The organism is Oribacterium sp. HCP3S3_B9 (assembly GCF_052064255.1).
GTDB lineage: Bacteria > Bacillota > Clostridia > Lachnospirales > Lachnospiraceae > Oribacterium.
In genome coordinates, this window is the sequence record NZ_JBQHVY010000009.1 from 38,386 (window position 1) to 63,709 (window position 25,324).

Below are 25,324 nucleotides of genomic sequence, written 5' to 3' on the forward strand. Positions count from 1 at the left end.
ACTGAATCTAAACTGAAGTTTATAGGGTCAGACCCCATTAAATTTTTATAAAGTCGTCAGCAGTCGCGGTAGAGGCAGTCGGTTTTCGTGCACTGCCGGCAGTCGTGGGTGCTGCGCGCGGTGCTTGTGTTCGGGACAGAAGCATTGGCCTCGAGCTTCAGCGGGTTGACCTCCGCTGCCAGGTACGCGGCGTCGGGCGAGGTTTTCGGCTGGCGCGTGCAGCCGATGAAGGCGGTGATGGACTTGCTCGGAACCATGAGGAGCGCGTCGGTCAGCGTGATGCCACACCACTTCTGCATGTCGAGGATGCGCGCGAAATCCGTCTGGAGCGCGAGCGGCAGGTCCCCGTAGCCGGGCGAGTAGCGCGGGCGGAGTTGATAGCCACGTTCAGCCTCCTGTGCGCGAAGCTTCGCAACTTCGCTGTCTGCGTAGGACTCGATCATCTCGGCACCCGCTGCCTGGTAGATGATGGAATCCGTCATGCTGGCAACTTCCCCCCGCTTGATGAGCAGGTCAATGCCGATGCCGATGGTGGCTGCAAGCATATACGCGTCGTCGCAGCCGGAGAGGTTTCGATAGAGATCCCGCGAGCAGATCGTGAGCCCCGCGATCTCGACCCGGTCGGGTGCTTCTGTTCGGACGGGAAAGCGTCGAGAGATGGCGCGCGGCGTCGCGGCCGCCTGCATGCGCACGATGCACTGCTGGATACGCGCGTCGATCTCCGGCGTCGGTGTGATTTTTCGGTAGCCGAGGTAACGGTAGACCTCGCGGAGTCGCATATCGATCATAGTGCCCTTCACTTTCCGATGAGTGATCGTAACGAGGACGCAAAGGAGAGGGTGTGTGACGGATGCACGTGGGCTTCCGGCATCCTCCGGCTGCGTCCCGATGGGTAAAAGTATATCAGATCTTCAGAATCTCGCTCAGGTTCCGCTGGATGGCCTCGGCGACGTCCGGCTTGTTCATCGAGTAGACGTGGATGTGCTTTACGTCGTTTGCGATGAGGTCAATGATCTGTTCGGTCGCATAGATGATGCCCGCCTGCTTCATCGCCTCCGGATGCTCGCCGAACTTGTCGACGATCTCCTTGAAGCGGGTCGGCACGGTGGTGCCGGAGAGGGCGACGGAGCGGCCGAGCTGCTTCTGGTTCGTGATCGGCATGATGCCGGCGAGAACAGGCACACGGATGTCCTGCTCGCGGAGACGATAGAGGAAGTTGAAGAACTCCGCGTTGTCGAAGAACATCTGCGTGGTCAGGAAGTCGACACCCGCGTCGACCTTGCGCTTCAGATTCCGGATGTCGTCATCCTTGTGGGCGCACTCGACATGGCCGTCCGGATAGCAGGCACCGCCGATGCAGAAGTCGCCCTGAGACTTGATGTCCGCGACGAGCTCACTCGCATAGTGGTAGTCGTCGTAAGGTGCGCCACCCTCCGGGATGTCACCGCGCAGGGCCATGACGTTCTCGAAGCCGTATTCCTTAAACTTCTGAATCATCTCGTGCACGTGCGCCTTCGTGGAGGACACACAGGTGAGATGCGGCAGCACCTCGACCCCGTACTTGTCCCGGATGTTCTTCGCGATGTTCAGCGTAAACTCGGAGGTTCCGCCGCCCGCACCATAGGTCACGGACATGAAGCTCGGGTGAAGCGCCGCTACGCCCTCCGTCGCCGCCTGCACGGAATCGTACTTCTCGATCTTCTTCGGTGGGAACACCTCGAAGGAAAGCGTGATCTGATCCTGTTTTAAAATATCGATAATCTTCATATAGTAGAACCTCGTCGTGTATAGATATAATGTGAAAATATCTTACTTATTTTAATGGGGAATGAATCAAAAGTATAATACGTAAAATTTAGGCGCCGTTATAGATGGAGGTTATAAGGCGAGACTGTTCGTACGTTCGGTTCCTGATTTTTGAATATTTTAACAGTAAATAGATTAGGAAAGTTCAAACAGATTGCTACTGTTCACTCGTCAACTGGATTCAGGCAGAGGTCCGGAGGGGCGGCAATGGAGGCACAGTACTCCGAGATCGGTTCAATCTAAGCCGGGAACCCTAAGCGGCACTAGGCCCTCTGCAATCGCTGAGTTTTCTTCATGAAAACTCAGCGTTGCAGAGGGTGCTAAGGAAAATGTACCAAGTGCCGCTAAGGGGACCCGGCTTGATTTCACACGATCTCTACGTATGGCCTCCATTGCCGCCCCTCCGGCCCCTCTGCCTGATCAGTACACGTGTGAACGGTAACTCTGCCGCGCAGGAATACTGCTCGATTTTCAGACGATCATCGCGCGCGGCCCGGAAAATTTCACTGGCGAATCGGATAAAATAGATGAAGATGGATGACACTATTCAATAACCGGTTTATTTCGAAATCATGAATATTTTTAGCACCATCTATCATTTTTGCGTACGGAGCTAAACTATCTAAGATTTTCAAATAGGGCACTTATTGGATAGATTTCTGCGAAATCAGGCATACGCATATAAGCGTACTATCGAATAATCCTCGCTTTTTAAAATAGTGGATATGTATTTCTGCCTTCAGAGAAGAGTTTCTTTCAGCATATATCCAATAAACCTTCTTTTCAGTAATACTGGATACGCGAGCCCGGATTCCTCTTAGGAAATAAGGCTTTTCGTAGCCAGTATTTTTAAAATCGCCTAAGAGTGGATATTTTGCAGTCGCCGGTCATACTTACAGGCAAAAAACATATCCAGTATTATCATAATCAAACCATATTGGATAGGAACGACTGGACACGCGATGCGTTTTTCGCTAGAGTTCGTTACTCCCTTGCTAAGATAGATAATTGACAGAAAAAATGATATCATAAGGAAAAATATGTAGAACCTAATCAGGGAGCGAGGAGAAGAATCTCTGTGCTTCCTGTTTCATTTTGGAGGAATGCAAACCATGCCGACGTTAGACTGGATCGGAAAGGACAAGGTCATCAATCATCATATGGATGTACCTTACCGAGTTTTGGATAAGCAGTATACTTATGGCGGAGATAAAAGTGAGAATATGATTATCCACGGAGATAATCTGGAAGCGCTGAAATCTCTGCTGCCGAAATATGAGGGAAAGGTTAAGTGCATCTACATCGATCCGCCATATAATACGGGCAATGAAGGCTGGGTGTATAACGACAATGTCAACGATCCTAAGATCAAGAAGTGGCTTGGCGAAGTGGTCGGTAAAGAGGGAGAGGATCTCAGCCGCCACGACAAGTGGCTGTGCATGATGTATCCAAGACTTAAGTTGTTGCAGAAGCTGCTTAGTGAGGATGGGGCAATTTTTATCAGTATCGATGATAATGAGCTGTACAACTTGAAAATGATCTGCGATGAGATTTTTGGATCGAACTGTTTTGTGTCAAATGTATCATGGCAAAGAACTTACTCGACCAGAAATGATTCGAAAGGTATCGTTAATGAAATAGAGCATGTTTTGGTCTACAGCAAAAATCCGGATTGGCAGCCGCAGAAACTGGCACGAACAGCGGAGATGGATGCAAAATATAAAAATCCGGATAATGATGTAACTCCATGGACGAGTGATAACCCATTTGCACCAGGCGCAGCAACTCATCAAGGTATGGTTTATGCAATACAGCACCCATTTACCGGAGATATGATTTATCCAACCAATGGGGCATGTTGGCGCTATCAGCAGGATCAGATGTTGGAAATAATGAAGGGGTGGTGTGAATATAAGCTCCAAGATATAGGAGACGTTGAAAAAAGAGCGGAGATTTGCGGTGTGCCTGTTAGCGAAGTCAGAATGGAGGTTTGTGCAATAGTATTATCCCAATCAATGGAGGAATCAAAGAAGAAAGCTAAGCAGGTGTATGATAGAGGAAGATGGCCCAAATTCTACTTTACTAAAGGTGGATTAGGGGGTGTTCGTAGAAAAACCTACCTGGACAGTGTCGGAGGAAAGCCACCGACAAATCTATGGACATATACAGAAGTCGGTCATACCGATGAAGCTGCTAAAATCATAAAAGGAATCTTTGCTGGTCGCGCAACATTCGATACTCCCAAACCTCCACGCCTGATAGAGCGTATTCTACATATCGTTGGTGTAGAGGATGATATGATTGTTCTTGATGCATTCGCGGGGTCCGGCACCACTGCTCATGCAGTTCTCAACAAAAACAAAGAGGACGGCGGTCATCGAAGATTCATTTTGATCGAAATGGGCGATTATGCTGATACCATCACAGCAGAACGTGTCAAGCGTGTGATTGATGGATATGGTGAAGGGAAGAGCGCAGTAGAAGGAACGGGTGGCGACTTTACTTACTACGAGCTGGGACAGCCGCTGTTTATCGGGGACCATCAGCTGAATTCGGAAGTTCCGGATGAAAAGATCTGTGAGTATATATGGTACGCGGAGACACACACAAGTTACGAGCCGAAAGATGCCCCCTATTATCTCGGCGTCGCGAACGGCACTGCCTATTATTTCTATTACGAGAAGGAAGCTCTTTGTATCCTGAACTATGAGTTCTTGTCCCACGTTCAGGAGAAGGCGGACCATTATGTAATCTATGCAGATCAGTGCACCCTGAGCGATGACGAACTTTTGAAGTACGGAATTACCTTTAAGAAGATACCTAGAGATATTGCCAGACTGTGAGGTGATGCGATATGGAACTAAAGACTTATCAGAAGAAGGTCATTTCAGATCTTTCTACATATATGCAGCTGCTGAATCAGACTGGAAAGATCGATCAGGCCTATCGGTTGTTCTGGAATCAGAAAGGTTTGCCGGTAGAATCGGGTAAGATACCGCCTTATCAGAACATCCTTCCAGGCGTGCCGCATCTGTGTTTAAAAGTGCCGACCGGAGGCGGAAAGACCTTCATCGCCTGTAATGCGATTCGTCCGATTTTTGATGGACTTCCAAATACAAAAACAAAAGCGGTTGTTTGGCTGGTGCCATCCGAGTCTATTATGACGCAGACATTGGCCGCGTTGAAGAATCCGGAGCATCCGTATCGGCAGAGAATCAATACTGATTTTAACAGTCGCGTGGAGGTGTATACCAAGGAAGAACTTCTGAATGGGCAGAATTTTAATATTACGTCCATCAGCGAGCAGCTTTCGATCATGGTGCTCTCTTATGATTCTTTCCGTGGTAGAAAGGAATCCTTAAAAGCGAAGCAGGAGAACAGCAATCTGGCTCCGATTGCGAAAGCACTGGGGGCTCCTGTAAATCCGATTGCAGATGTGGATGAGACAGCGCTTATGCAGGTCATCAATCAGCTGAATCCGGTTGTTATCGTAGATGAAAGCCATCATGCCAGAAGCAATCTCAGCAAGGACATGCTTACAAACTTCAATCCTTCTTTCGTTCTGGATCTGACAGCGACGCCGACCAAGGACAGCAATGTCCTTTGCTATGTGGATGCGATTCAGCTGAAGCGCGAAAACATGGTCAAGCTTCCGGTTATCGTATATAACCGGGACAGCATGCAGGAAGTTATCGTCGATGCCATCGATCTAAGAAATCGTCTGGAGCAGCAGGCGCAGGATGAATACCTGCAAACGGGAAATTATGTGCGCCCTATCGTACTGTTTCAGGCTCAGCCAAGAGGGAAAGAAGATAGCGCGACATTTGATCGTCTGAGGGAGAAGCTGATTAGTGTAGGCATTCCAGCAGATCAGATTGCAATCAAGACAGCTGATATCAATGAGATCAAGAATGTAGATCTGCTCAGTGAGGATTGCAAAATCCGTTATATCATCACGGTGAATGCACTGAAGGAAGGTTGGGATTGCCCGTTCGCATACATTCTTGCATCTCTTGCCAACAAGACAAGCCAGATAGATGTAGAACAGATTCTAGGACGTGTTCTCAGGCAGCCCTATACCAGACGCTTCCAGAAAAATCCGACGCTGAACATGTCTTATGTCTTGACTTCATCGAATGACTTCAAGAACACGCTGGATAAAATTGTTCGCGGGCTGAACAGTGCGGGATTCTCCGAAAAGGATTATCGTGTCGGGGAAATAGATAATTCAGAAAGTCCGAAGGAAGAGATTACACCTGCCGGAACGCAAACTACACTATTTCCGGAAAAATCGGCAGAACAGATATCAGATAGTACAGCCGAAAGTACAGAGAGTGAGAAGGGCTTATCGGATGAGAATGCAGAAGATTTCCTGGATTTTGATGGAAGTTATATTTCTGTTGCACTTCAGGAGAGAAATCAGAATTCAGCATTACATGAAAAAAGCATATCTGGGTTGTATGGTGCAGACGCTCTTTTGCAGGACGCAGCCAGACAACAGGAAGATTTCGAAAAGACGCTGGAGGATCAGAAGGATGATCCGTTCTCCGATATACCGGAAGATGTAAAGGATAATATGAATACGTTTAAAGTGAATCCGGAGTTTGAGGAGGAGTTGAGATCTTTAAGGCTTCCTCAGTTTGCAATGCATGTGGAGCAAAGTATTTTTGTGGATGGTTATAATGTCCGCCTGGAGAGGGAAAATTTAGCAGAGGGATTTAGTTTAAAGGGAAAGCCTTATGACATTGACTTTGAACGTGCAGATGATGAAATCGCGAAAATCGATCTGAAGGACAGCGACGGCAGCACTCCTCGCGTATTTAAAATGAGTGAGGCAGACCAGCGATTCTTTGTGAATCAGTTTTCGCAGTGGAGCGAAGAATCTAAGATCCGAGAATGTAAAGATATTCTGTTTCGTGCTGTCCGGAAGATCGATTCCGTAGGGGATAGTGACCTTCGGAAGTATGTTGACATCGTTGTAGATATGATGGATGAACAGACTTTGAAGGGCTTGCAAAAGTCACCGGTAGGATATGCAGAACGGTTAAAGAAGTATGTGCAGAGGCTCATGGACAGCTACTATGAGGAAACCTTCCAGAGATGGATCGAGATCGGAAAGATCACAGTAGAGCCTTATTATGAGTTTCCATCCATCATTGCACCGCTGCAGTCTACAACGATGTATGGAGGGAGCCTCTATGAAGGTGAGGAAGCTGTCAACGGTTTTGAATATGACATGGTGATGGAACTCACCGCTATGGGCAATATCAGGTGGTGGCATAGAAATCCGTCCAGAACAGGATTCCGTATCAACGGATTTATCAATCATTATCCGGATTTTATCGTTGAAACGAAAAGTGGGAAAATCATCCTGATCGAAACGAAAGGAGACCATCTGGAGAATAGCGAAACGAAGCAGAAGATTCGCTTGGGAAGAGCATGGCAGAATCTGGCAGGGCCTAAGTATCGTTATTATATGGTATTCCAAGACAAGGATCTTCATATCGAGGGTGCGTATCCGATGGATGAGTTCGTGGAGATGCTTAAAAAAATGTAGGAATTTAATCCAATTGCTTTTAGGAAGGCTGTTGTGTGCAGCCTTCCGTTTTTTTGAATTATCATACTTTTTGAGGGACTACCATTGGTAGTCGTCTATTCAAGCATAATCAATATCGTTGAGGAACGGCTTATACATTGCTGGTCGATCTGCTGGAGCTGATGAAGTAATTCCGTATCTCGGCGACCTGATACAGGGAGCCGAAGCAGATGGTGATCGGCTGTCTGCACATGTACCCTTCGTCAATGCTGTCGCCCGCGAGGTTCATGGCACGGCGCGCTTGGGCGGCATCGATACTATCGTGGTCCATGCTTCGCTCTGCGATTTCTATCGCGCGCTGTACAGCGGCGGTGACGGAGTCGGCGGTTTCGACCGGGCCGTCGAAGTACGCGCGGATCTCGGATTTCAGCTGTTCCGGCCGGAGAGCGCGGTGTGCGTCTGGGAGCTCGGTGATGAAGCGGGCAGCGTACGGGGCGATGAGGCGGAGCATGGTGTGGTAGTCCTTGTCCTTCATGACGCCCATGACGAAGTTGATTTTCTGGTCCGGGAAGTAAGCGCGGATCGTGTCGACGAGGGCTTCAACGCCGTTCGGGTTGTGGGCGCCATCAACGATAAGAAGCGGTTCCCGCGAGAGGAGCTCGAAGCGACCTGGCCAGGTAGCCTGGGCGAGACCGGTGCGGATGGCATCCTCAGAGATGCCGAAGCCACGGTGGATCAGACAGTTGATGATGTCGAGCACAGCCATCGCGTTTTCCATCTGGTAGTTTCCGAGCAGCTGGATGCGGAGATCCGAACGGTTCCGGTAGTCGAAGACCTGCCCGTCGATCGTCCGCACGCGGGCGGTGAAGGCCGTCGGATCCGTGATGACGAGGCGCGCTGCTGCCGATTTCGTGCTGGCACCATCGTGGTTTGAGTGGGTCATGTCGAAGGCACCATCGGTGGTGCCAGCTGCGCCGGATGCGCAGCACGAATCCGCTGTGTTCGCAGCGTATGTGGCTGCATCTGTGCGTGCAGCTGCGTCGCGGTTCACGTCTGCGAAGCGCTGCTGCACAACGTTCATGACGCCCGGGAGCTGGTGGTAGAGGACGCAGTCGGCACCTGGTTTCAGGATGCCGGCTTTTTCCGCGGCGACCTTCTCGACGGTGTCCCCGAGAAATTCGGTGTGGTCGAGGCCGATGTGCATGATCGCGCAGACCTCCGGAGAGGAGATGACGTTCGTTGCATCGAGGCGTCCACCCATGCCGATCTCGAGGACGACGAGCTCGCAGTGCTGCTCCTCGAACCAGCAGAAGGCCATCGCGGTGATCATCTCGAAGTCCGTCGGCTCCTCGCCGAGGGTCTCTACGGCAGCACGTACTCGACCGGCGAGACGACGAAGATCCGCATCCGAAATCATCTGTCCATCGATGGAGAGACGCTCGTTAAACTGGTCGAGGTGCGGCGAGATATAGAGACCGGTACGGAAGCCCGCCGCCGTCAGAATCGACTGGGTCATGACGCAGGCCGAGCCCTTCCCGTTTGTGCCGGCGATGTGCACATAGCGGAGCTTCTCCTGTGGGTCACCGAGCGCGTGCATAAAATCCCGCATCCGCTCGAGCCCGATCTTCGTATGTTTCCAGTTCGCCCCGTGAAGGAGCGCGATGGCTTCATTCCAGTCCATTTTTTCTTCTTTCCTGATAATTCAATTTGTTTAGTACGTTCATGCCGGAGACCGGAGGGATGGCAACGAAAACCATACGGAGAGTCCGTGTAAAATCAAGCCGGGTCCCCTTAGTGGCACTTGGTGTTATCTCTCCCTGGAACTCTCTGTCAACGCTGCGTTTTCATAAAGAAAACGCAGTGATTGCAGAGGGCCTAGTGCCACTTAGGGTCCCCGGCTTAGAGTTTACCGGACTCGGAGTACTGTGTTTCCGTTGCCATCCCTCCGGGCGCATGGCACCGAAAGTATAGGAATCAGATATGCATTACGCGGCGAGCACCTGCTGGATATCGCGGCGGCGCAGGATGCCGGCGAGGGTGAGCACCACGGCAATCTGAATCGGTGCGGTGACCGCCGCCTGCATGACTCTCGTCGTGAGGAGGCCGGTGAAGCTGGAGCCGTAGAGGATGGAGATCCAGAGCGTGTTCATAAGAAGGCTCAGCACCAGCTGATTAAAGAGCACCGCGAAGGTCGCACGAACCGGCAGCGGAAGCGCGGCGTTCAGCACCGAGGATGCAGCGGCATCCAGTGCGCTGGCGGCAGCGCCATCTGCGTGCGGGTCGACGGCATTGGCGTCGGACACATGAAGCGGCTTCCGGTACAGCGCGAGGCCGAAGGAAAGGCCCATGAGCACCTGGGTCAGCGTGAAGCCCGGGAAGTAGGAGCCGGTCGGGAACGCGATGGCACCGATCATATCGCCGAGACCACCGACGAGGGCAGCGGCTACCGGACCGTGCACGACCGCGGCGATGACGAGCGCTACGAAGCCGAAGCCGATGCGGACGTTCCATGCGCTGAAGGAACAGAATCTTGTCATAACGATCTGGAGAGCGACAAGAACTGAAAGGGATACGATGGTTTTTGTAGTGAATTTCTGCATAAAAATACCTCCTTTGCAGCCCCTGACTACAAAGAAGGTTAGCGTCTAATCTTCACTGCAGCGGGATGCGACACCCGAACCGCGCCGGAAAACCGGCTTCGTCCTCCCGACAAACTCCCCGTTCGGAAGGCACTGTACGCTCGTGCGTCTACTCTGCGAAACATGTTGTGTTACTTACATAAAAACTATAGAACAGATTGGTGGGCGCGTAAAGTGGATATTTCAACAGCTTTCTGTTAAAATATATACTAATTTTTGTGACAGTTTGGGCAGGGGCCGGAGAGTCTGGAACTAAAGCACGAACTCTTCGTATGGCGTCGGTTCCCGGCTCTCCGGCCTCCGCCTGCCACTTCGCTTGTGTTTTATGTATAGGAGAACAAATGGCATTTCGTGATGAGCTACAGAAGGAAAAGAAGAAGCTGAGCCGCCTGAGTTTCGGCGAGAAGTTGCAGTATATTTTCGACTATTATAAGTTCTGGATTCTCGGCGTGGTGGTGCTGGTCGGGCTCGTGTGGTCGGTCGGCTCGACGATCCTCCACAACAAGCCGACGGGCTTCTATGCGATGCTGCTCAATGCCGGCGGCCAGGACCTGAGCGGTCAGGCGGATGAAGCCGCAGGGGAAGCATTCGCCGAGGCGGCAGGGCTCGATGACGAGAAGCAGAAGATTCTTGTCGACACCTCTGCGACCTTCAATCCGAACGACCAGAGTCAGTTTTCGATGGCGCAGAATGCGAAGATCGCAGCGCTCTACCAGTCGCACGAGATCGATGTGATGGTCGCGGACCCGGGCGTCTTCACCTACTACGCGCTGAACGGCTCCTTCGTCGATCTCCGCGATGTGCTGGACGACGAGACCCTCGCGGTGTATGAGGCCGCCGGGCAGGTTTACTATATCGACCAGCATGTGCAGGAGCTGCTCGACCAGACGGACTACGGCGATCTCGAGGAGATGAGCCTCGGCGCCGACGAAACCATCGCGAACAGCGACACGCTTCGAAAGCCGGACGTCTCTTCGGAAGCCGGTGCGGAGACCAGCGCGGCCGCCGCTGCGGATGCGCAGCCGGCAGTTGCCGAGGAAGCGTCCGGAAATCAGACAGAGGCGGAGCAGAGCAGCAGCGCCACTGCAGGCGATACTCGGCTGGCGTCTGAAGCGGATACCGAAAGCGAGGCAGGCGTAGAGCAGAGCACTGGCGCGGCAGCATCTGGAAATACGACCGCAGAGACCCTCGACGAGATGTCCGCGTTTGCGGCGAACCTCATGGGCCTCGCGACCGTGCAGCCGCGCGAGGAGTTCGTGATGCCGGACCCGGCGAAGATGCAGAAGCCGATTCCGGTCGGCATCGTCCTCACGGGTGCTCCATGGCTCGCGGAAAACGCACTGTATCAGAAAACTACGCCGATTTTCGGCTTCGCCGTAAAGTCAGAGCGACAGGACGCCGCGAAGAGCTTCCTTCAGTTCTTGGAAGCGAAGTCGTAAAAGAAGCGCAATATAACACTCAGAATATAAGGGGTGCATCAGAAACTTCATTCTGATGCGCCCCTTCAGTCGTTTTTCAGTCTTCACTATAGTAAATCCGGATGATGCCTTTATTTTTCAGACCCCGCTATTGTGCCAGCGTCCCGTTTTTCTCGAAGTATTCGAGCATAAGGTCTGTCACGTGCCCGTAGCTACGGACGCCGGACGTCTGTCCCTGCATCTTCAGGTAGGCGTCGTTCAGCTGCTCGTGCGCTTCGGCCGGCTTTCCCTCGAACTGCTGCCAGTAGGCGTTGTTGTAGAGCATGTCCTGGCGGGTGCGCGCATTGATCCGGCTATACAGCGTGGCGAAGGCGGTGCTGTCGATCCGGGCGAGTGCATTGCCCGCGTATACCCAGGCGGAGACATAGCCGGAATAGTTGAAGTAGAGATCGTCCGCGCCGATCGTCGCCAGCACGCCGATAAAGTTCGCTTCCTCCTCCTGCATGTAGCCGCGGAGGTGGGAGAGCTCGTGGCAGATGGTGAACGGGATGTCGTAGTAGGCGATATCGCGGTTGTAGTTTGCTTCGACGGTGAACGGCGAGTAGACGCCGGTGGTCTGCTGGACGCTGAGGATCCAGGTGTTGAGGATCGGCTTCGGGTACGGGTAGTGGCCCGACAGGCGGCGGTAGCGCTGGCCGAGCTTCTCCATCGCGCGCTGCCCCGTGCGTCCCGCGTGCCACAGCCAGGCGGCGGACGGCTTCGGCGTCTCCGAGGTCTGGCCAATGCAGACGCCCTCGACCTGGATGGTGGTCGCCGCTGTCTCGTCGGCAGCGGAAGGGCCGGAAGCTCCGACGGTGGTGGTCGGCGATTCAGTGGCGGAGGCCGAGGCGGTGTCGGTGTTGGAAGCTTCGGCAGTGGCGGTCGCGGATTCAGTGGTGGTGCCTGCGGCGTCCGCGCCCGCGGAGGTATGTGCGCGGAGAACGTTTGCATTGGCATCCGATGTGGCGGTCGCAGCGAGCTGCGCCTCAGTGTCGTTGATTTCCGTGACGAGGTAGTCGCAGAGCGCGATGAGGTCCGCTTCGTCGTAGACCGTGCCGTGCGCGTCGATCGTTACGCTGAGGCCGGCCTCCTCAGAGAAGCTCGTGCGGTGGTAGTTGATGCCGCAGAGGAAGACGTAGAGCACGAGCAGCGTGGACAGGATGAGGAAGAGGTGGCCGAGGAAGCGGCGCAGCGGGCGGGCGACGGCGGCGAGAAGATGCGTCTGGGCATCCTGCGATATGCGTGCAGAATGCACGCAAGCTGCGCCCACACGGAGGGCACGGCACAGCTGCTTCGCGAAATCGAAGAGCACGAAAAGAATCGTCGCGTAGAGCAGCAGCTCCACCACGGAGAAGGGCAGCAGACCCGTCACGGAGCCGATGCCGAGACTCAGCACGCGATACACGTAGTGGGAGTACGCATCCGCGAACGCGGATGAGCGGACCGCCAGCTGATTCGCGGCGAGCGCCAGCAGATCGAGGAGCAGCACGAGCAGGTAGACACGCTGCGAGTGAGATGGTATGGCGGCACTGGTTTTGGTTTTGATGATATGAAAGTTAAACATCGAAACTTCTCCATTTAACCCTGCTTACGCAGGAACATAATATAGACGTTACTGTTTAAACACAGATAAGTCAAGGCTGGCATGGCTGCCGTCCGCCGAGCCACGAGTGAACAGTAAGTTACTGTTCACTCGTTAACTGGATTCAGGCAGGAGCTGGATGGGCGGTCTCGGAGTACTGTGCCTCCGTTACCGCCCATCCGCAGCCCCTGACCAACGTTCCTATCCAATATGGTTTGATTATAAAAATACTGGATATGTTTTTTGACTGTAAGCATGACAGGCGGCTGCAAAATATCCACTATTAGGCGATTTCAAAAATACTTGATACGAAAAGCCTTATTTCCTAAGAGGAATCCGGACTCGCGTATCCAGCATTTAAAAAAAGATGGTTTATTGGATATTTGGCGAAAGAAACTCTTCTCTGAAGTCAGAAATACATATCTACTATTTTAAAAAGCGAGGATTATTTGATAGTATGCTTTTATGCGTATGCCTGATTTCGCAGAAAACTATCCAATAAGTGCCCTATTTGAAAATCTTGGATAGTTTAGCTCCGTACACAAAAATGATAGATGTTGCTAAAATTATCAACGATTTCGAAATCAACCGGTTATTGGATAGTGCCATCCATCTTCATCTATTTCACCCGGTTCCTAAGTGAAAATTTCCGGGTCCCTCGCCTGCCTGAACAGTAGCAGTCCCACATCTGTCAGATTATTTTAAAAAAATTGACCATTCACATGAAAAAGCGAATTCGGTATAATCAGAAAGTTGAGTAAAAATCAGTTTTCTTATAATCGAGGAGACAATACATTATGATAAAGAAGAAATCCGTCGTCGCGGCTGCGGCGGCGATGTCAAATAGGAGATCCGTCGTCGCGGCTGCGATGGCGATGTCAATGATGGCGAGCCTCAGCACGACGGCGTATGCTGGGACGATCGCGTCGGGCGTGACGCCGATCGTGGCGAGTGCGGAGACCAGTGGCGCAAACTACAGTACGGGGGCGACCGGCACGAGTGGCAGCGAAAGCAGCACGGGGATCGTCGAAGCAACGGGCGCACTGGAGGGTACGACAGCCAGCGCCGGCAGCACGAATCAGAGCGGTACGACGCAGGCGACGATCGGTGGTGCGGAGGCAGCGAGCTCTGAAACCCTGGCGTCGGTCAATGCATCCACGATGCAGGCGATCACGTCGGCGAGTGGGACAAGCTCGAACCAGGCGCTGGTGAGCAACAGTGCCAGCACACCGGCTGACAGTATCGGCATGACGAGCTTCGGACCGACGGTCCCTGGCGCAGCGGGCAGCAGCACCGGCAGTCTCAATCAGCTGTTCGGCGGCGGCACATCGACCAGCGGCAGCTCCAATGTCCTGAATGCACTCAGTACCGTACCGCTCCCGGCAGGCTACTACTGCAGCAACGTCGGCACCTATACCTACCAGGAGATGCAGGTCGACCTCAATAGCCTGAAGGCGACCTATCCGAAGATGCAGATGGATGTCCTCGGGAATACCATCGACGGACGGCAGCTCTACCACGTGGTGGTCGGAAATCCGTCCGCCCCGCATAAGATCCTCGTGCACGGCGGCATTCACGCACGTGAGTACATCAGCTCCCAGCTCGTGATGCGGGAAATCGTGGCGCTGCTGGAGATGCAGCAGAACAACTTGCTCTACCATGGTCAGTCCGTCGCGACGCTGCTCCAGAACACCTGCATTCACTTCGTACCGATGGTGAACCCGGACGGCATCACCCTCGTACAGGGCGGTATCGACGCGCTGAACACGCAGGCGGCGAAGACGATGGTCATGAGCATGGCCGCGCAGGATCAGGTGACGGACCTCGCCACCTACCTCCGCAAGTGGAAGAACAACATCAACGGTGTCAACCTGAATCGTAACTTCGACGCGTTCTGGCAGGAGGCGACCCCGAAGGTCGATCACCCGTCGAACATGTTCTATAAGGGCACGGGGCCGGAGAGTGAGGTTGAGTCGAAGGCGCTCGCGAACCTCTGCCGACAGCTTAGGCCGGACTACACGATCAGCTACCACACACAGGGCCGCGTGATCTACTGGTATTTCGGCGAGACCGGAAACTATAAGGCGAAGGGGCAGTATCTGGCCAATGTCGTCCATCAGAACACAGGGTATACCATCTCGAATACCTGGTCACAGACGGACGCCGCGGGCTTCAAGGACTGGGCCGTACAGAAGCTCGATATCCCATCCGTGACGATCGAGCTCGGCCGTGGCACCTCGCCGGTGGACGAGTCGCAGATCACCCAGATGTGGACCGAGAACGACGGCATCCTGCCGGATCTCCTCGTCGGGATCGGCGCATAATCATTCGAATATAATCTAAACCAGGAGGGCGGACGCTGCAAGCGTCCGCCCTCCGTGCGTTCTGTCTATACATAGTTAAGCCAAGTCGCAGCTCGGCGGGCAGCAACCCTTTGTGCTTTCTGTAACTTTACCCCATGAGTCCTCTCCGGTCGCGAAGGACGGCGAGGATCGAGAGCGTGAGCATGATACCGACGGTGAGGACGACGGTGACCATCGCGCCGGCGATGCCGACGTGATCCGCGAGGATGCCGATGATCTGTGGGACGAGGATGCCGCCGATGGCGCTGATGCCGGTGAGGAGCGAGAGGCCCATGGTGGAGCCTTCGATGATCGGGCCGGCGGCTGCGACGGTGGTCGGGTAGATGGCACTCATGCCGAGACCGAGTACGGCGATGATGATGGCCGCCATCGTCGCGGTGTGGGTGTTCACGAGGAGCACGATCGCGACGAAATCGATGAGGGCGCTCACGAGGATGATCTGAAGCTTATTCACATTCTGGAAGAACTGCGCGGTACCCACGCGACCGGCCATCATCATGACCCAGGTGACGGATACCATCGCGGTGGCGAGCGCGCTCGTCATGACCCCAGTGTCCTTCAGGTAAGTGACGAACCAGCCGTTCACGGTGTTCTCGAAGCCGACGTACATGAACATGATGAAGGTGATGATCAGGAAGCTGCGGTTCGTGAGCAGTGCCTGAAGATTCGGCGCGCCGGCAGGCTGTCCCTGCTCAATGCATCCGGCGTCACTGCCGTCACCACCCTGCGCTGCATCGGCAGCCGGGTTCGGCATGGTGCCTTCCGGTTTCGCTGTGCTGCAGCCATCTGCGTGGTGGTCGCCTGCATTGGCCGCGGACGGCTGCGGCTCCTCGAGCATCCGGTAGTCCATGGTCCAGTAGTTCAGCGGGAAGATCGCGCCGGAGACGCAGAGGATGTACATGATGATGCGCCACGGGAAGCCGAGGGCGAGGAGCGCGGCCATGATGAAGGGACTCGCGAAGGCTCCGACAGCGAAGGTGGTGTGCAGGATGTTCAGGTACTTCGTCGAGCTGTTTGTCGCGACGTTCATCGCGAGGTTGTTGATAATCGTGACGGTGCCCTTCGTGATGCCGAGGACGAACACCAGTAGGTACATGAAGGCGACCGGCGGGTGGATCGTCAGTAGCAACATGACGATCGGCGAGAGGCTGGTGATGGCGACCACGACCACGCGATGCGAGAAGTGGCGCTTCGCGAGCGGATAGATGATGGAGGCGCAGAAATTGCCGATCGCGAGGATGCTGATCAGGCCGCCCGCGACCGCGTAGTTCAGCTGCTCCTCCTCGATGAGATGCGGCAGGATCGCACCGAAAATCGTGATGACCGCACCGCTCAGGATGTAGCCGAGGTAGAGGTGGTTCAGCACCCGCCATTTGAGTTCCTTTGTGATTTCCATATTCATAAACCTCGTTTCAAAAATTCACATTTAGAATCAGTTTAGCACACTTCCCGGAAAAAACCGAATTGCAGGCAGGGGGATGTTTTCAGAAAAATGTGTGAAACAGTGCTTCATTTTTCCAGAAAAATGTGTGAATTCCGAGCCGAAAATACTGGAAAAATGTGTTTTTGGCAGAAACGAACGGAAAAATCCGCCTGTCCGGTATCCGCCCTCCGGGCCGCTTCCCGCATATCCCCTTGTATAACGGCGCCCCGATATGCTATAATTTTGGGTACTTCATTTTTAGGAGGCTATACTATGTCTATGGAAACAAGAAACGAGAACGGCGTGCTGGAGGAGAAGGCTCCAGAGTCGAAGCATTTCATCGAGCGTGAGATCGAGAAGGATCTTGCCGAGGGCGTTTATGACCACGTACATACACGATTCCCACCGGAGCCGAACGGTTATCTGCATATCGGCCATGCGAAGTCGATCATTCTGAATTCCGGAATGGCGCAGGAGTACCATGGACAGTTTAACCTCCGCTTCGATGACACGAACCCGATGAAGGAGAAGACAGAATTCGTCGAGGCCATCGAGCGTGACGTAAAGTGGCTCGGTGCCGACTTCGAGGACCGCATTTTCTTCGCGTCCGATTACTTCGATATCATGTATGAGAAGGCCCTCCTTCTGATTAAGAAGGGACTCGCCTTCGTCGATGATCTCACCGCAGAGCAGATCACCGAGTACCGTGGCGACTTCACGAACCCTGGAAAGGAGTCCCCGAACCGTAACCGTCCGATCGAAGAGAACCTTCAGCTCTTCCAGGACATGAAGGACGGCAAGTACGCAGACGGTACCCTGACCCTTCGTGCGAAGATCGACATGGCATCCCCGAACCTGAACATGCGTGACCCGATCATCTACCGTGTAGCCCACATGCATCACCACAACACCGGTGACAAGTGGTGCATCTACCCGATGTACGATTTCGCACACCCGATCGAGGACGCCGTAGAGGGCATCACGCACTCCCTCTGCACACTGGAGTTCGAGGATCATCGCCCGCTCTATGACTGGGTTGTTAAGAATTGTGATTTCCCGCACCCGCCTCGCCAGATCGAGTTCGCGAAGCTGTATCTGACCAATGTTGTCACCGGTAAGCGTTACATCAAGAAGCTGGTAGAGGATGGCGTCGTAGATGGCTGGGACGATCCACGTCTCGTCACCATCGCGGCTCTTCGCCGTCGTGGTTACACACCGGAGTCCCTCCGTCAGTTCGTCACCCTGAGCGGTATCTCGAAGGCGAATTCCAGCTGTGACATCAGCCTCCTCGAGTACTGTATCCGCGAGGACCTGAAGCTGAAGGATAAGCGTATGATGGCCGTCATTGACCCGATCAAGCTGGTGATCGACAACTATCCGGAGGGCCAGACCGAGATGCTTGAGGTACCGAATAACCTTGAGAATGAGGCGCTCGGCAGCCGCCAGGTTCCGTTCTCCCGCGAGCTTTACATCGAGCGCGACGACTTCATGATCGATCCGCCGAAGAAGTATAAGCGGCTCTATGTCGACAACGAGGTCCGCCTCATGTCCGCATATTTCGTAAAGGCGACCTCCTACGAGACCGACGCCGATGGAAAGGTGACCGTCGTTCACTGCACCTATGATCCGGAAACCAAGTCGGGCTCCGGCTTCACGGGACGTAAGGTGAAGGGCACGATCCACTGGGTCAATGCTCCGACCGCAGGTCAGGTGACCGTCCGTCTGTATGAGCAGCTGATCGACGAAGAGAAGGGCAAGCTGAACGACGACGGCACCCTGAACTTCAACCCGAACTCCCTCACTGTCGTAGAGAACTGCATGGTCGAGCCGGAGCTCATGGACGTGAAGGCATACGACAGCTTCCAGTTCGTACGAAACGGCTTCTTCTGCGTCGACAGTAAGGACTCCACCGAAGGCCACCCGGTCTACAACCGCATCGTCGGCCTGAAGTCCAGCTTCAAGCTCCCGACCCAGGCCTGAGTTTATGGGGTCTGACCCCATAAACTATGACTTTAGAATTTGTTTATAAAAATTTAATGGGGTCAGACCCCCTTACGAAATTCGAACATTTGTAACCACGATGCGGGTATGTATATATCGGCGAAATCGTGGTATGATAGCAGTATCGAATTTGTAGATTCTAAGCGATACAAATGAAAAATGGACTGGTGGTGCCTGACAGCAGTATCGATTTGTAGATTCAGATACGGAAGACACCGAAATGAAGAAACGGGCTGAAAGCGGCCCGGATGGAGGATATCGTTATGGGCAAGAAAAAAGGTTTAGGTGGTCTCGTCGGATTCGCTGCACTGGTCGGCGGTGTTGCCGCCGCTGTATCCTATCTCTACAAGTATGAGAAGTTTTCCGAGGAGGTCGATCAGGACTTCACGGATGTGCTCGAGTCCGCTTCAGAGGTGAAGGACTCCGCGAAGAGATCCTACACGACCCTGAAGAACAGCCAGACGAAGGAAGATTTCAAGACCGCAGCGAAGGACATCGGTGTAGCCGCAAAGAACCTCGCCGTCGATGCGAAGAACCTTGCGGTCGACGCAAGCAAGGACGCATACAAGACCGTAAAGGAAGCCCTCGATGAGAAGCTCAGAAGCTGCGACGAGGATGATGATGTCGTCGATGAGAACGTCGAGCACATCTCGTATCCATATGTAGATGACGAGGACGCAAAGTCAGATGCCGAAGAGGTGAAGGCGGAGTCTGCGGAAAAGGCGGAGGATATCGACATCGAGCCAGAGGATGACGGCGACGTCGAGGTAGAGTTCTTCACGACGGATGCGGATGACGCAGACGCGAAGACAGAAGCGACCGGGAAGGACGCCGAGCCGAAGGCAGAGGAGCCTGCAAAGGACGCGGCTACAAAGGCCGCTGTAGATGCCGCAACCGAAGTGAAGCAGGAAGCGGAGGAAGCAGAAGCCACTGCAACCATCACAGAAGAGTAATAGAAAACGGAAAAGACAGGGCCCTCCGGGGCTTTGTCAGATCACCAGACAGCAAACGACCTGCCCCGCGAGGGACAGGTCGTTTGCTTTAGGGAGTATAGGTTAATACGGCTATGCCGTTAACCATCGGATTATTTTCCGGAGTCGCCGTAGTTTGAGAGGACGCGGGCGGATGGGTCGTTGACGGCGCATCCAGGCCAGGTCTTGTTCGGCATCCAGAAATCGGTGACCATCTGGGACTGTCCCGGATAGTACTCTTCGAAGATTTCGCGGTAGAGGAGAGACTCCTTCGTGAACGGCCTCGCGTGCGTGTATTTCTGACGCTTCTCCTCGAATTCCGCGTCGGTATACTGCTTCTCGGCGAACTCCGCGAGGTCATCCTTCATGGAGTGACCGACGGCGTCGGAGAAGGCGGCCTTCTCACGCATGAGGATGTCCTCCGGCAGGAGATGATCGGCCTCGAACGCGTGGCGAAGGAGATACTTGCCCTTATGGTAGTGGTTCAGCTTCTTCTCCGGATCGATGTGCATCACGTAGTCGACGAAGTCAATGTCTCCGAACGGTACGCGTGCCTCGAGAGAGTTTACGCTGATGCAGCGGTCGGCACGAAGCACATCGTACATGTGCAGCTCGCGGATACGCTTCTCGGCTTCCTTCTGAAATTCCTCGGCGCTCGGTGCGAAATCGGTGTACTTGTAGCCGAAAAGCTCGTCGGAGATCTCACCGGTCAGGAGTACACGGACATCAGACTGCTCGTGAATCGCCTTGCAGCAGAGATACATGCCGATGGACGCACGGATGGTGGTGATATCGTAGGTTCCGAGGGTGGCGATGACTTCCCGAAGGGCGGCCAGAACATCCTCACGGGACATGATGACCTCGTGATGGTTTGCGCCGATGTAGTCCGCGACCTCACGTGCATACTTGAGGTCGATCGCATCGACATCCATACCGATGGCGTAGGTCTCGATCGGCTTCTTCAGAAGCTTCTGAGAGATCGCACAGACGAGGGAGGAGTCGAGACCACCGGAAAGCAGGAAGCCGACCGGTGCATCCGCGTCGAGACGCTTCTTCACACCCTCGACGAGAAGATCGTGGATGTTGTGGGCGATCTCCTCGAGATCGTCGTGCGTGTTGTATTTGTGCACCACGGACAGATCGTGATAGCAGACGAACTGGCCATCCTTATAGTAGTGTCCTGGTGGAAATGGCTTGATTTCATGGCAGAGACCCACGAGGTTCTTCGGCTCGGAGGCGAATGCCAGCGTGCCGTCGTCGGTGGTGCCATAGTAGAGGGGACGAATACCGATCGGATCCCGCGCCGCGATGTAGTCATTGGCCTCAGCATCGTAGATGATGAGCGCGAACTCCGCGTCGAGCATACGAAACATCTCGGTGCCGAGCTCACGCCAGAGCGGAAGCAGGATCTCGCAGTCAGAATCGGACTGGAAGGTATAGCCCTCCTTCGCGAGCTTCTCACGCAGCGGGCGGAAGCCGTAGATCTCGCCGTTGCAGACCACGTAGGAGCCATCCAGCTCGAACGGCTGCATGCCGGCGTCGGTCAGGCCCATGATGGCGAGACGATTGAAGCCGAGGTAGCCGTTACCGGTGTCGACGATACGGGTATCGTCTGGTCCTCTCGATGTGGTCTTCAGAAGCGCGGCTTTCACAACCTCATACTGTGCGCGCTTGTCACAGAATCCGATAATACTGCACATATGGTTACTCTCCCTAAGTAAAATCTTAAACAAAAAAAGACGGCAGAGATGTAGCGATACACGCGACACCTTTGCCGTCCATTGATGCTCCACATTATGAAGCGGTGCGAAAAGATTGTCAAGCGTCGATTTGGAATAGGAGGTATTCGCGGATTGCATTACACTTCGGATCAGGCAGGGGCAGGCGGGGCGGCCTGAACGGAACAGTGAATACCAGCCATAATCATTTGCAATCAAAGATTTCTTGACATTCGCGTTTCCGAAATTATAATGTCATCAAAAGGGCAAAGGCGTCCTGGTTTCACCAGAGAGTCCATGCCCTTTTTTTCATTTGAAAAATACATATCGAACATTCAACATTTCATGCTGGGGAGTATAAAAATGTCTGCAAGCGTCAATCAAAACTATCTGAAATTAAATGAAAGCTATCTTTTTGCGGAGATCGCGCGTCGTATCCGTGAGTGGCAGTCCGCGCATCCGGAGCTCAGCAGTCAGCTGATCCGTATGGGGATCGGTGATGTCACCCGTCCGCTGCCGAAGACCGTCGTCGATGCGATGGTGAAGGCAGCGCAGGAGATGGGCGTGGCCGAGACCTTCCGTGGCTACGGTCCGGAGCAGGGCTACGATTTCCTGAAGACAGCGATTCAGTCTTATTATAAGAAGTTCGGCGTAGAGCTCGCCCTCGACGAGATCTTCATCTCGGACGGTGCGAAGTCCGATCTCGGCAACATCCTGGATCTCTTCGATGAGAACAACACGGTGCTCGTCACTGATCCGGTCTATCCGGTCTATGTCGACACCAACATGATGTCCGGGCGAAAGATCATTTACGCGATGTCTTCTGAAGAGAACGGCTTTCTGCCGCTTCCGGCACCAGAGTACCGGGCCGACATCATTTACCTCTGCAGCCCGAACAACCCGACCGGTGCCGTCTATGACCGCGAGGGCCTCACGAAGTGGGTGCGCTTCGCACAGGAGAACAACGCGATCCTCCTCTTCGATGCCGCCTATGAGTGCTTCGTGACCGGCGATCTGCCGCACAGCATCTACGAGATTCCGGGCGCACGTGACGTCGCGATCGAGTTCTGCAGCTTCTCGAAGAAGGCTGGCTTCACCGGCACCCGTTGCGGCTACACCATCGTGCCGGACACCCTGAAGCGTGACGGCGCGAGCCTCAACAAGATGTGGCTTCGCCGCCAGACCACGAAGTTCAACGGCGTGAGCTACATCACCCAGCGCGGTGCAGAGGCCGTCTTCACCGAGTCTGGCGAGCGGGAGATCGAGGAGAACCTGCAGTACTACAGGGACAATGCCGCCATCATCACCGAAACGATGGATCGTCTCCATATCTACTACACCGGTGGCAAGAATTCACCGTACATCTGGCTCAAGTGCCCTAGTGACATGGACAGCTGGAGCTTCTTCGATAAGCTTCTGAACGAAGCCTACGTGGTCGGCACCCCGGGCGCCGGCTTCGGAAAGAGCGGCGAGAAGTTTTTCCGCCTCACCGCCTTCTCCACCCACGAGAACACCCGCGAGGCAATGGCCCGCTTCGAGAAGCTCGTCCAGTCGATGAGTTTATAAAAATTTAATGGGGTCAGACCCCATTAAGTAGAGGACACTGAAAAAAGTACTGTATTCTGATGGAAAAGCGAGTTTACATATGATCGATTTAAGTAATACAATATTTAAAACCTATGATGATGTTGAGGTGAAGGATATGAATTCGTATGAAGACATCCTCGAGTTTGTGGAAGAGGAGAATGTCAAGTTTATAAGACTCGCTTTTTTCGACGTGTTCGGCGTCCAGAAAAACATCGCGATCATGCCGGATGAGCTGAAGCGTGCGTTCAGCGAGGGGATCAGCATCGACGCGAGCTCGGTGTGCGGCTTCGGGGCCGATGTCCGTTCCGACATCTTCCTTCGTCCGGATCCGACGACCATGTCGATCGTGCCGTGGCGTCCGGTCGATGGCCGAGTGGCGCGGATGTTCTGTGACATCGAGTACCCGGATGGGAAGACCTTCGAGAAGGACAGCCGCTGGATCCTGAAGCAGGCGGTCGAGAAGGCGGCCGACCGTGGCATTCACGTGAACTTCGGCACCGAGGTCGAGTTCTACATCTTCAAGCTCGACGATGACGGCAACCGCACGATGATTCCGCAGGACCAGGCGTCCTACATGGACATCGCGCCGGAGGACCACGGTGAGAACATCCGCCGCGACATCAGCTTCGCCCTCGTGGACATGGGCATCCGTCCGGAGGCGAGTCATCACGAGATGGGCCCGGGGCAGAACGAGATCGACTTCCGCTATGCCGATCCGCTGACAGCGGCGGACAATGCTTCCACCTTCAAGTGGGTGGTGAAGTCCATCGCGACATCGGATGGCGTTTGGGCTGATTTCTCGCCGAAGCCACTCGCCGACAAGCCGGGCAACGGCATGCACATCAACATGTCGGTAGAGTCCCGCGATGGGCACGATCACAGCGCCGCCTTCATGGCGGGCATCCTCGAGCATATCCGCGAGATGACGCTCTTCCTGAATCCGACCCGGGAAAGCTACGAGCGTCTCGGTGATATGAAGGCACCGAAGTTCGTGAGCTGGTCCGAGCAGAACCGCTCACAGCTCATCCGTATCCCGGCGAGCCGCTCGGATCTCAAGCGCTTCGAGCTCCGTTCACCGGATCCGATGGCGAATCCGTACCTCGCCTTCGCCCTGCTGATCTACGCCGGCCTCGATGGCATCGAACGCGGACTCGAGCCGATGGCACCGCTGGATGTGAACCTGTTCAAGGCGGACGCATCCATCACGGATCAGCTGAAGCGCCTGCCGCAGTCACTCGACGAGGCTGCCGCTTACGCACAGAGCTCCGAGTTCATCCGGTCGATCGTACCAGAGGAGTACTTCGAGGCATACACTATTCTTTAGAAACACTTAGGGAGAGTCACATGGAAAGAACGGAGCAAAGGAGCAGCGTACTGATCGCGGCTCAATCTGAAAAGATCGCCGTCCAGATCAAGGGCATACTGCCCGCTGGCTTCGGTCGCGTGACTTTCCAGCCGTCCATGGCGCGGGTGAAGCAGACGCTCACCGAAGAACGGGCGGATCTCCTGATCATCTACACACCGCTGTCGGATGATTCCGGCGTTCAGTCGATCCTCGATCTGAGTGTCAAATATCCGGCGATGAGCATCCTTCTCATCGTGTCGAAGGAAGCCTATCAGCAGGTGCTTTACCGTGCCGGCGACACCGGCATCACGGTCCTGGCGAGACCGATCAGCACCGGCACCTTCGTCTCAGCGATCCAGATGCTCGGCGCGATGAGCCGTAAGGTTCAGCGCCTGCTCGAGGAAAATGCGAAGCTGCAGCGGAAGCTCGAGGATGAGCGGTACGTCAGCCGGGCGAAGGCCCTTCTCATCGAGAAGCAGGGCATGACGGAGGGAGAGGCACACAAGTACCTCGAGCGCCAGGCCATGAACGGCAGCGTCACCCGCCGAGAGGTCGCCCTGAAGATCATCCGCGGGAGCGGAAGAATTATTGTAGGTACATGAGAGGGCCGTGCGAAGCACGGAGCGGCGCATGTACGCCCCCGGGCGGCGAGACATAGCTCCTAAGGTTTCCTTAGGAGGCCTTAGCGGCGAGCGTATTCAGAGCTTTGCTAAAGCAAAGCTGCTTTGCCCGTTTTGCCACGAAGGTGGCAAAATCAAACGACAATGCCCACGCCGAAGGCGTATTGCATGGCATTGTCTCCTTGTAACTTAAATCAAATCTGTAAACGAAGAGGACAATGGGGTCCGGGAATCGTATTTCCTGTGCCCCATTGTCCTCTTTTTTTATACCTACCG

15 protein-coding genes, 1 pseudogene and 1 riboswitch are annotated in these 25,324 nt (G+C 54.2%); of the genes and pseudogenes, 9 read left to right on the top strand and 7 right to left on the bottom strand.

What is annotated here, in order from left to right; genetic code table 11:
- Window positions 1–56: 56 nt before the first annotated feature.
- A complete protein-coding gene (locus ACTNC3_RS06255; protein WP_441226837.1) occupies window positions 57–788 on the bottom strand; it encodes a vitamin B12 dependent-methionine synthase activation domain-containing protein in 732 nt (243 codons plus the stop codon).
- Between the two features lie 115 nt (window positions 789–903).
- A complete protein-coding gene (metF, locus tag ACTNC3_RS06260) occupies window positions 904–1,767 on the bottom strand; it encodes a methylenetetrahydrofolate reductase [NAD(P)H] (RefSeq protein WP_441226838.1) in 864 nt (287 codons plus the stop codon).
- Window positions 1,768–2,918: 1,151 nt separating this feature from the next.
- On the opposite strand from metF, the gene ACTNC3_RS06265 reads away from it, so the two are divergent.
- Window positions 2,919–4,649: a site-specific DNA-methyltransferase gene (locus tag ACTNC3_RS06265; RefSeq protein ID WP_441226839.1), complete on the top strand. Its 1,731-nt coding sequence runs from the start codon at window positions 2,919–2,921 to the stop codon at window positions 4,647–4,649.
- Window positions 4,650–4,660: 11 nt separating this feature from the next.
- Window positions 4,661–5,380: pseudogene (locus ACTNC3_RS06270) on the top strand (DEAD/DEAH box helicase family protein); the annotation flags it as partial.
- 2,113 nt (window positions 5,381–7,493) lie between these two features.
- Here ACTNC3_RS06270 and ACTNC3_RS06275 read toward each other — a convergent pair.
- Both ACTNC3_RS06275 and ACTNC3_RS06280 read right to left on the bottom strand, forming a co-directional pair.
- The gene (locus ACTNC3_RS06275; protein WP_441226840.1) at window positions 7,494–9,023 is read right to left on the bottom strand and encodes a bifunctional folylpolyglutamate synthase/dihydrofolate synthase; all 1,530 of its coding nucleotides are present in this window, start codon (window positions 9,021–9,023) and stop codon (window positions 7,494–7,496) included.
- 304 nt (window positions 9,024–9,327) lie between these two features.
- Window positions 9,328–9,942, bottom strand: coding sequence for a folate family ECF transporter S component (locus ACTNC3_RS06280; protein ID WP_441226841.1), 615 nt, complete (start codon window positions 9,940–9,942; stop codon window positions 9,328–9,330).
- A 56-nt stretch (window positions 9,943–9,998) separates the two neighbouring features.
- Window positions 9,999–10,100, bottom strand: a riboswitch (THF riboswitch).
- Window positions 10,101–10,322: 222 nt separating this feature from the next.
- On the opposite strand from ACTNC3_RS06280, the gene ACTNC3_RS06285 reads away from it, so the two are divergent.
- Window positions 10,323–11,420, top strand: coding sequence for a hypothetical protein (locus ACTNC3_RS06285; RefSeq protein WP_441226842.1), 1,098 nt, complete (start codon window positions 10,323–10,325; stop codon window positions 11,418–11,420).
- Window positions 11,421–11,547: 127 nt separating this feature from the next.
- Here the strand turns inward: ACTNC3_RS06285 and ACTNC3_RS06290 are convergent, their stop codons facing one another.
- Window positions 11,548–13,002, bottom strand: coding sequence for a DUF3810 domain-containing protein (locus ACTNC3_RS06290; RefSeq protein WP_441226843.1), 1,455 nt, complete (start codon window positions 13,000–13,002; stop codon window positions 11,548–11,550).
- 815 nt (window positions 13,003–13,817) lie between these two features.
- Here ACTNC3_RS06290 and ACTNC3_RS06295 point away from each other — a divergent pair.
- Window positions 13,818–15,344: a M14 family zinc carboxypeptidase gene (locus tag ACTNC3_RS06295; RefSeq protein ID WP_441226844.1), complete on the top strand. Its 1,527-nt coding sequence runs from the start codon at window positions 13,818–13,820 to the stop codon at window positions 15,342–15,344.
- 127 nt (window positions 15,345–15,471) lie between these two features.
- Here the strand turns inward: ACTNC3_RS06295 and ACTNC3_RS06300 are convergent, their stop codons facing one another.
- Window positions 15,472–16,779 carry an MFS transporter gene (locus tag ACTNC3_RS06300; RefSeq protein WP_441226845.1) on the bottom strand — a complete coding sequence of 436 codons (1,308 nt, stop codon included), beginning with the start codon at window positions 16,777–16,779 and terminating at the stop codon, window positions 15,472–15,474.
- Between the two features lie 306 nt (window positions 16,780–17,085).
- On the opposite strand from ACTNC3_RS06300, the gene ACTNC3_RS06305 reads away from it, so the two are divergent.
- On the top strand, window positions 17,086–18,786 hold the full coding sequence (locus ACTNC3_RS06305; protein ID WP_441226846.1) for a glutamine--tRNA ligase/YqeY domain fusion protein: 1,701 nt from the start codon (window positions 17,086–17,088) through the stop codon (window positions 18,784–18,786).
- Between the two features lie 284 nt (window positions 18,787–19,070).
- Window positions 19,071–19,760, top strand: coding sequence for a hypothetical protein (locus ACTNC3_RS06310; protein WP_441226847.1), 690 nt, complete (start codon window positions 19,071–19,073; stop codon window positions 19,758–19,760).
- Window positions 19,761–19,891: 131 nt separating this feature from the next.
- On the opposite strand, the gene asnB is transcribed toward ACTNC3_RS06310, so the two are convergent.
- Window positions 19,892–21,478, bottom strand: coding sequence for an asparagine synthase B (gene asnB / locus ACTNC3_RS06315; protein WP_441226848.1), 1,587 nt, complete (start codon window positions 21,476–21,478; stop codon window positions 19,892–19,894).
- A 381-nt stretch (window positions 21,479–21,859) separates the two neighbouring features.
- On the opposite strand from asnB, the gene ACTNC3_RS06320 reads away from it, so the two are divergent.
- The 3 genes from ACTNC3_RS06320 (at window position 21,860) to ACTNC3_RS06330 (ending at window position 25,030) form a co-directional block, all read left to right on the top strand.
- Window positions 21,860–23,062 (top strand): LL-diaminopimelate aminotransferase, encoded by a 1,203-nt coding sequence (locus ACTNC3_RS06320; RefSeq protein WP_441226849.1) that lies wholly within the window; start codon window positions 21,860–21,862, stop codon window positions 23,060–23,062.
- A 79-nt stretch (window positions 23,063–23,141) separates the two neighbouring features.
- Window positions 23,142–24,407: a glutamine synthetase family protein gene (locus ACTNC3_RS06325; protein WP_441226850.1), complete on the top strand. Its 1,266-nt coding sequence runs from the start codon at window positions 23,142–23,144 to the stop codon at window positions 24,405–24,407.
- 20 nt (window positions 24,408–24,427) lie between these two features.
- Window positions 24,428–25,030: an ANTAR domain-containing response regulator gene (locus ACTNC3_RS06330; RefSeq protein ID WP_410043200.1), complete on the top strand. Its 603-nt coding sequence runs from the start codon at window positions 24,428–24,430 to the stop codon at window positions 25,028–25,030.
- The last annotated feature ends 294 nt before the right edge of the window (window positions 25,031–25,324 follow it).

What these genes read in the sequence shown, in the direction of transcription:
- ACTNC3_RS06255 (WP_441226837.1), bottom strand. Translation starts at nt 788, where the DNA reads ATGATCGATATGCGACTCCGCGAGGTCTACCGTTACCTCGGCTACCGA.
- metF (WP_441226838.1), bottom strand. Translation starts at nt 1,767, where the DNA reads ATGAAGATTATCGATATTTTAAAACAGGATCAGATCACGCTTTCCTTC.
- ACTNC3_RS06265 (WP_441226839.1), top strand. Translation starts at nt 2,919, where the DNA reads ATGCCGACGTTAGACTGGATCGGAAAGGACAAGGTCATCAATCATCAT.
- ACTNC3_RS06275 (WP_441226840.1), bottom strand. Translation starts at nt 9,023, where the DNA reads ATGGACTGGAATGAAGCCATCGCGCTCCTTCACGGGGCGAACTGGAAA.
- ACTNC3_RS06280 (WP_441226841.1), bottom strand. Translation starts at nt 9,942, where the DNA reads ATGCAGAAATTCACTACAAAAACCATCGTATCCCTTTCAGTTCTTGTC.
- ACTNC3_RS06285 (WP_441226842.1), top strand. Translation starts at nt 10,323, where the DNA reads ATGGCATTTCGTGATGAGCTACAGAAGGAAAAGAAGAAGCTGAGCCGC.
- ACTNC3_RS06290 (WP_441226843.1), bottom strand. Translation starts at nt 13,002, where the DNA reads ATGTTTAACTTTCATATCATCAAAACCAAAACCAGTGCCGCCATACCA.
- ACTNC3_RS06295 (WP_441226844.1), top strand. Translation starts at nt 13,818, where the DNA reads ATGATAAAGAAGAAATCCGTCGTCGCGGCTGCGGCGGCGATGTCAAAT.
- ACTNC3_RS06300 (WP_441226845.1), bottom strand. Translation starts at nt 16,779, where the DNA reads ATGGAAATCACAAAGGAACTCAAATGGCGGGTGCTGAACCACCTCTAC.
- ACTNC3_RS06305 (WP_441226846.1), top strand. Translation starts at nt 17,086, where the DNA reads ATGGAAACAAGAAACGAGAACGGCGTGCTGGAGGAGAAGGCTCCAGAG.
- ACTNC3_RS06310 (WP_441226847.1), top strand. Translation starts at nt 19,071, where the DNA reads ATGGGCAAGAAAAAAGGTTTAGGTGGTCTCGTCGGATTCGCTGCACTG.
- asnB (WP_441226848.1), bottom strand. Translation starts at nt 21,478, where the DNA reads ATGTGCAGTATTATCGGATTCTGTGACAAGCGCGCACAGTATGAGGTT.
- ACTNC3_RS06320 (WP_441226849.1), top strand. Translation starts at nt 21,860, where the DNA reads ATGTCTGCAAGCGTCAATCAAAACTATCTGAAATTAAATGAAAGCTAT.
- ACTNC3_RS06325 (WP_441226850.1), top strand. Translation starts at nt 23,142, where the DNA reads ATGATCGATTTAAGTAATACAATATTTAAAACCTATGATGATGTTGAG.
- ACTNC3_RS06330 (WP_410043200.1), top strand. Translation starts at nt 24,428, where the DNA reads ATGGAAAGAACGGAGCAAAGGAGCAGCGTACTGATCGCGGCTCAATCT.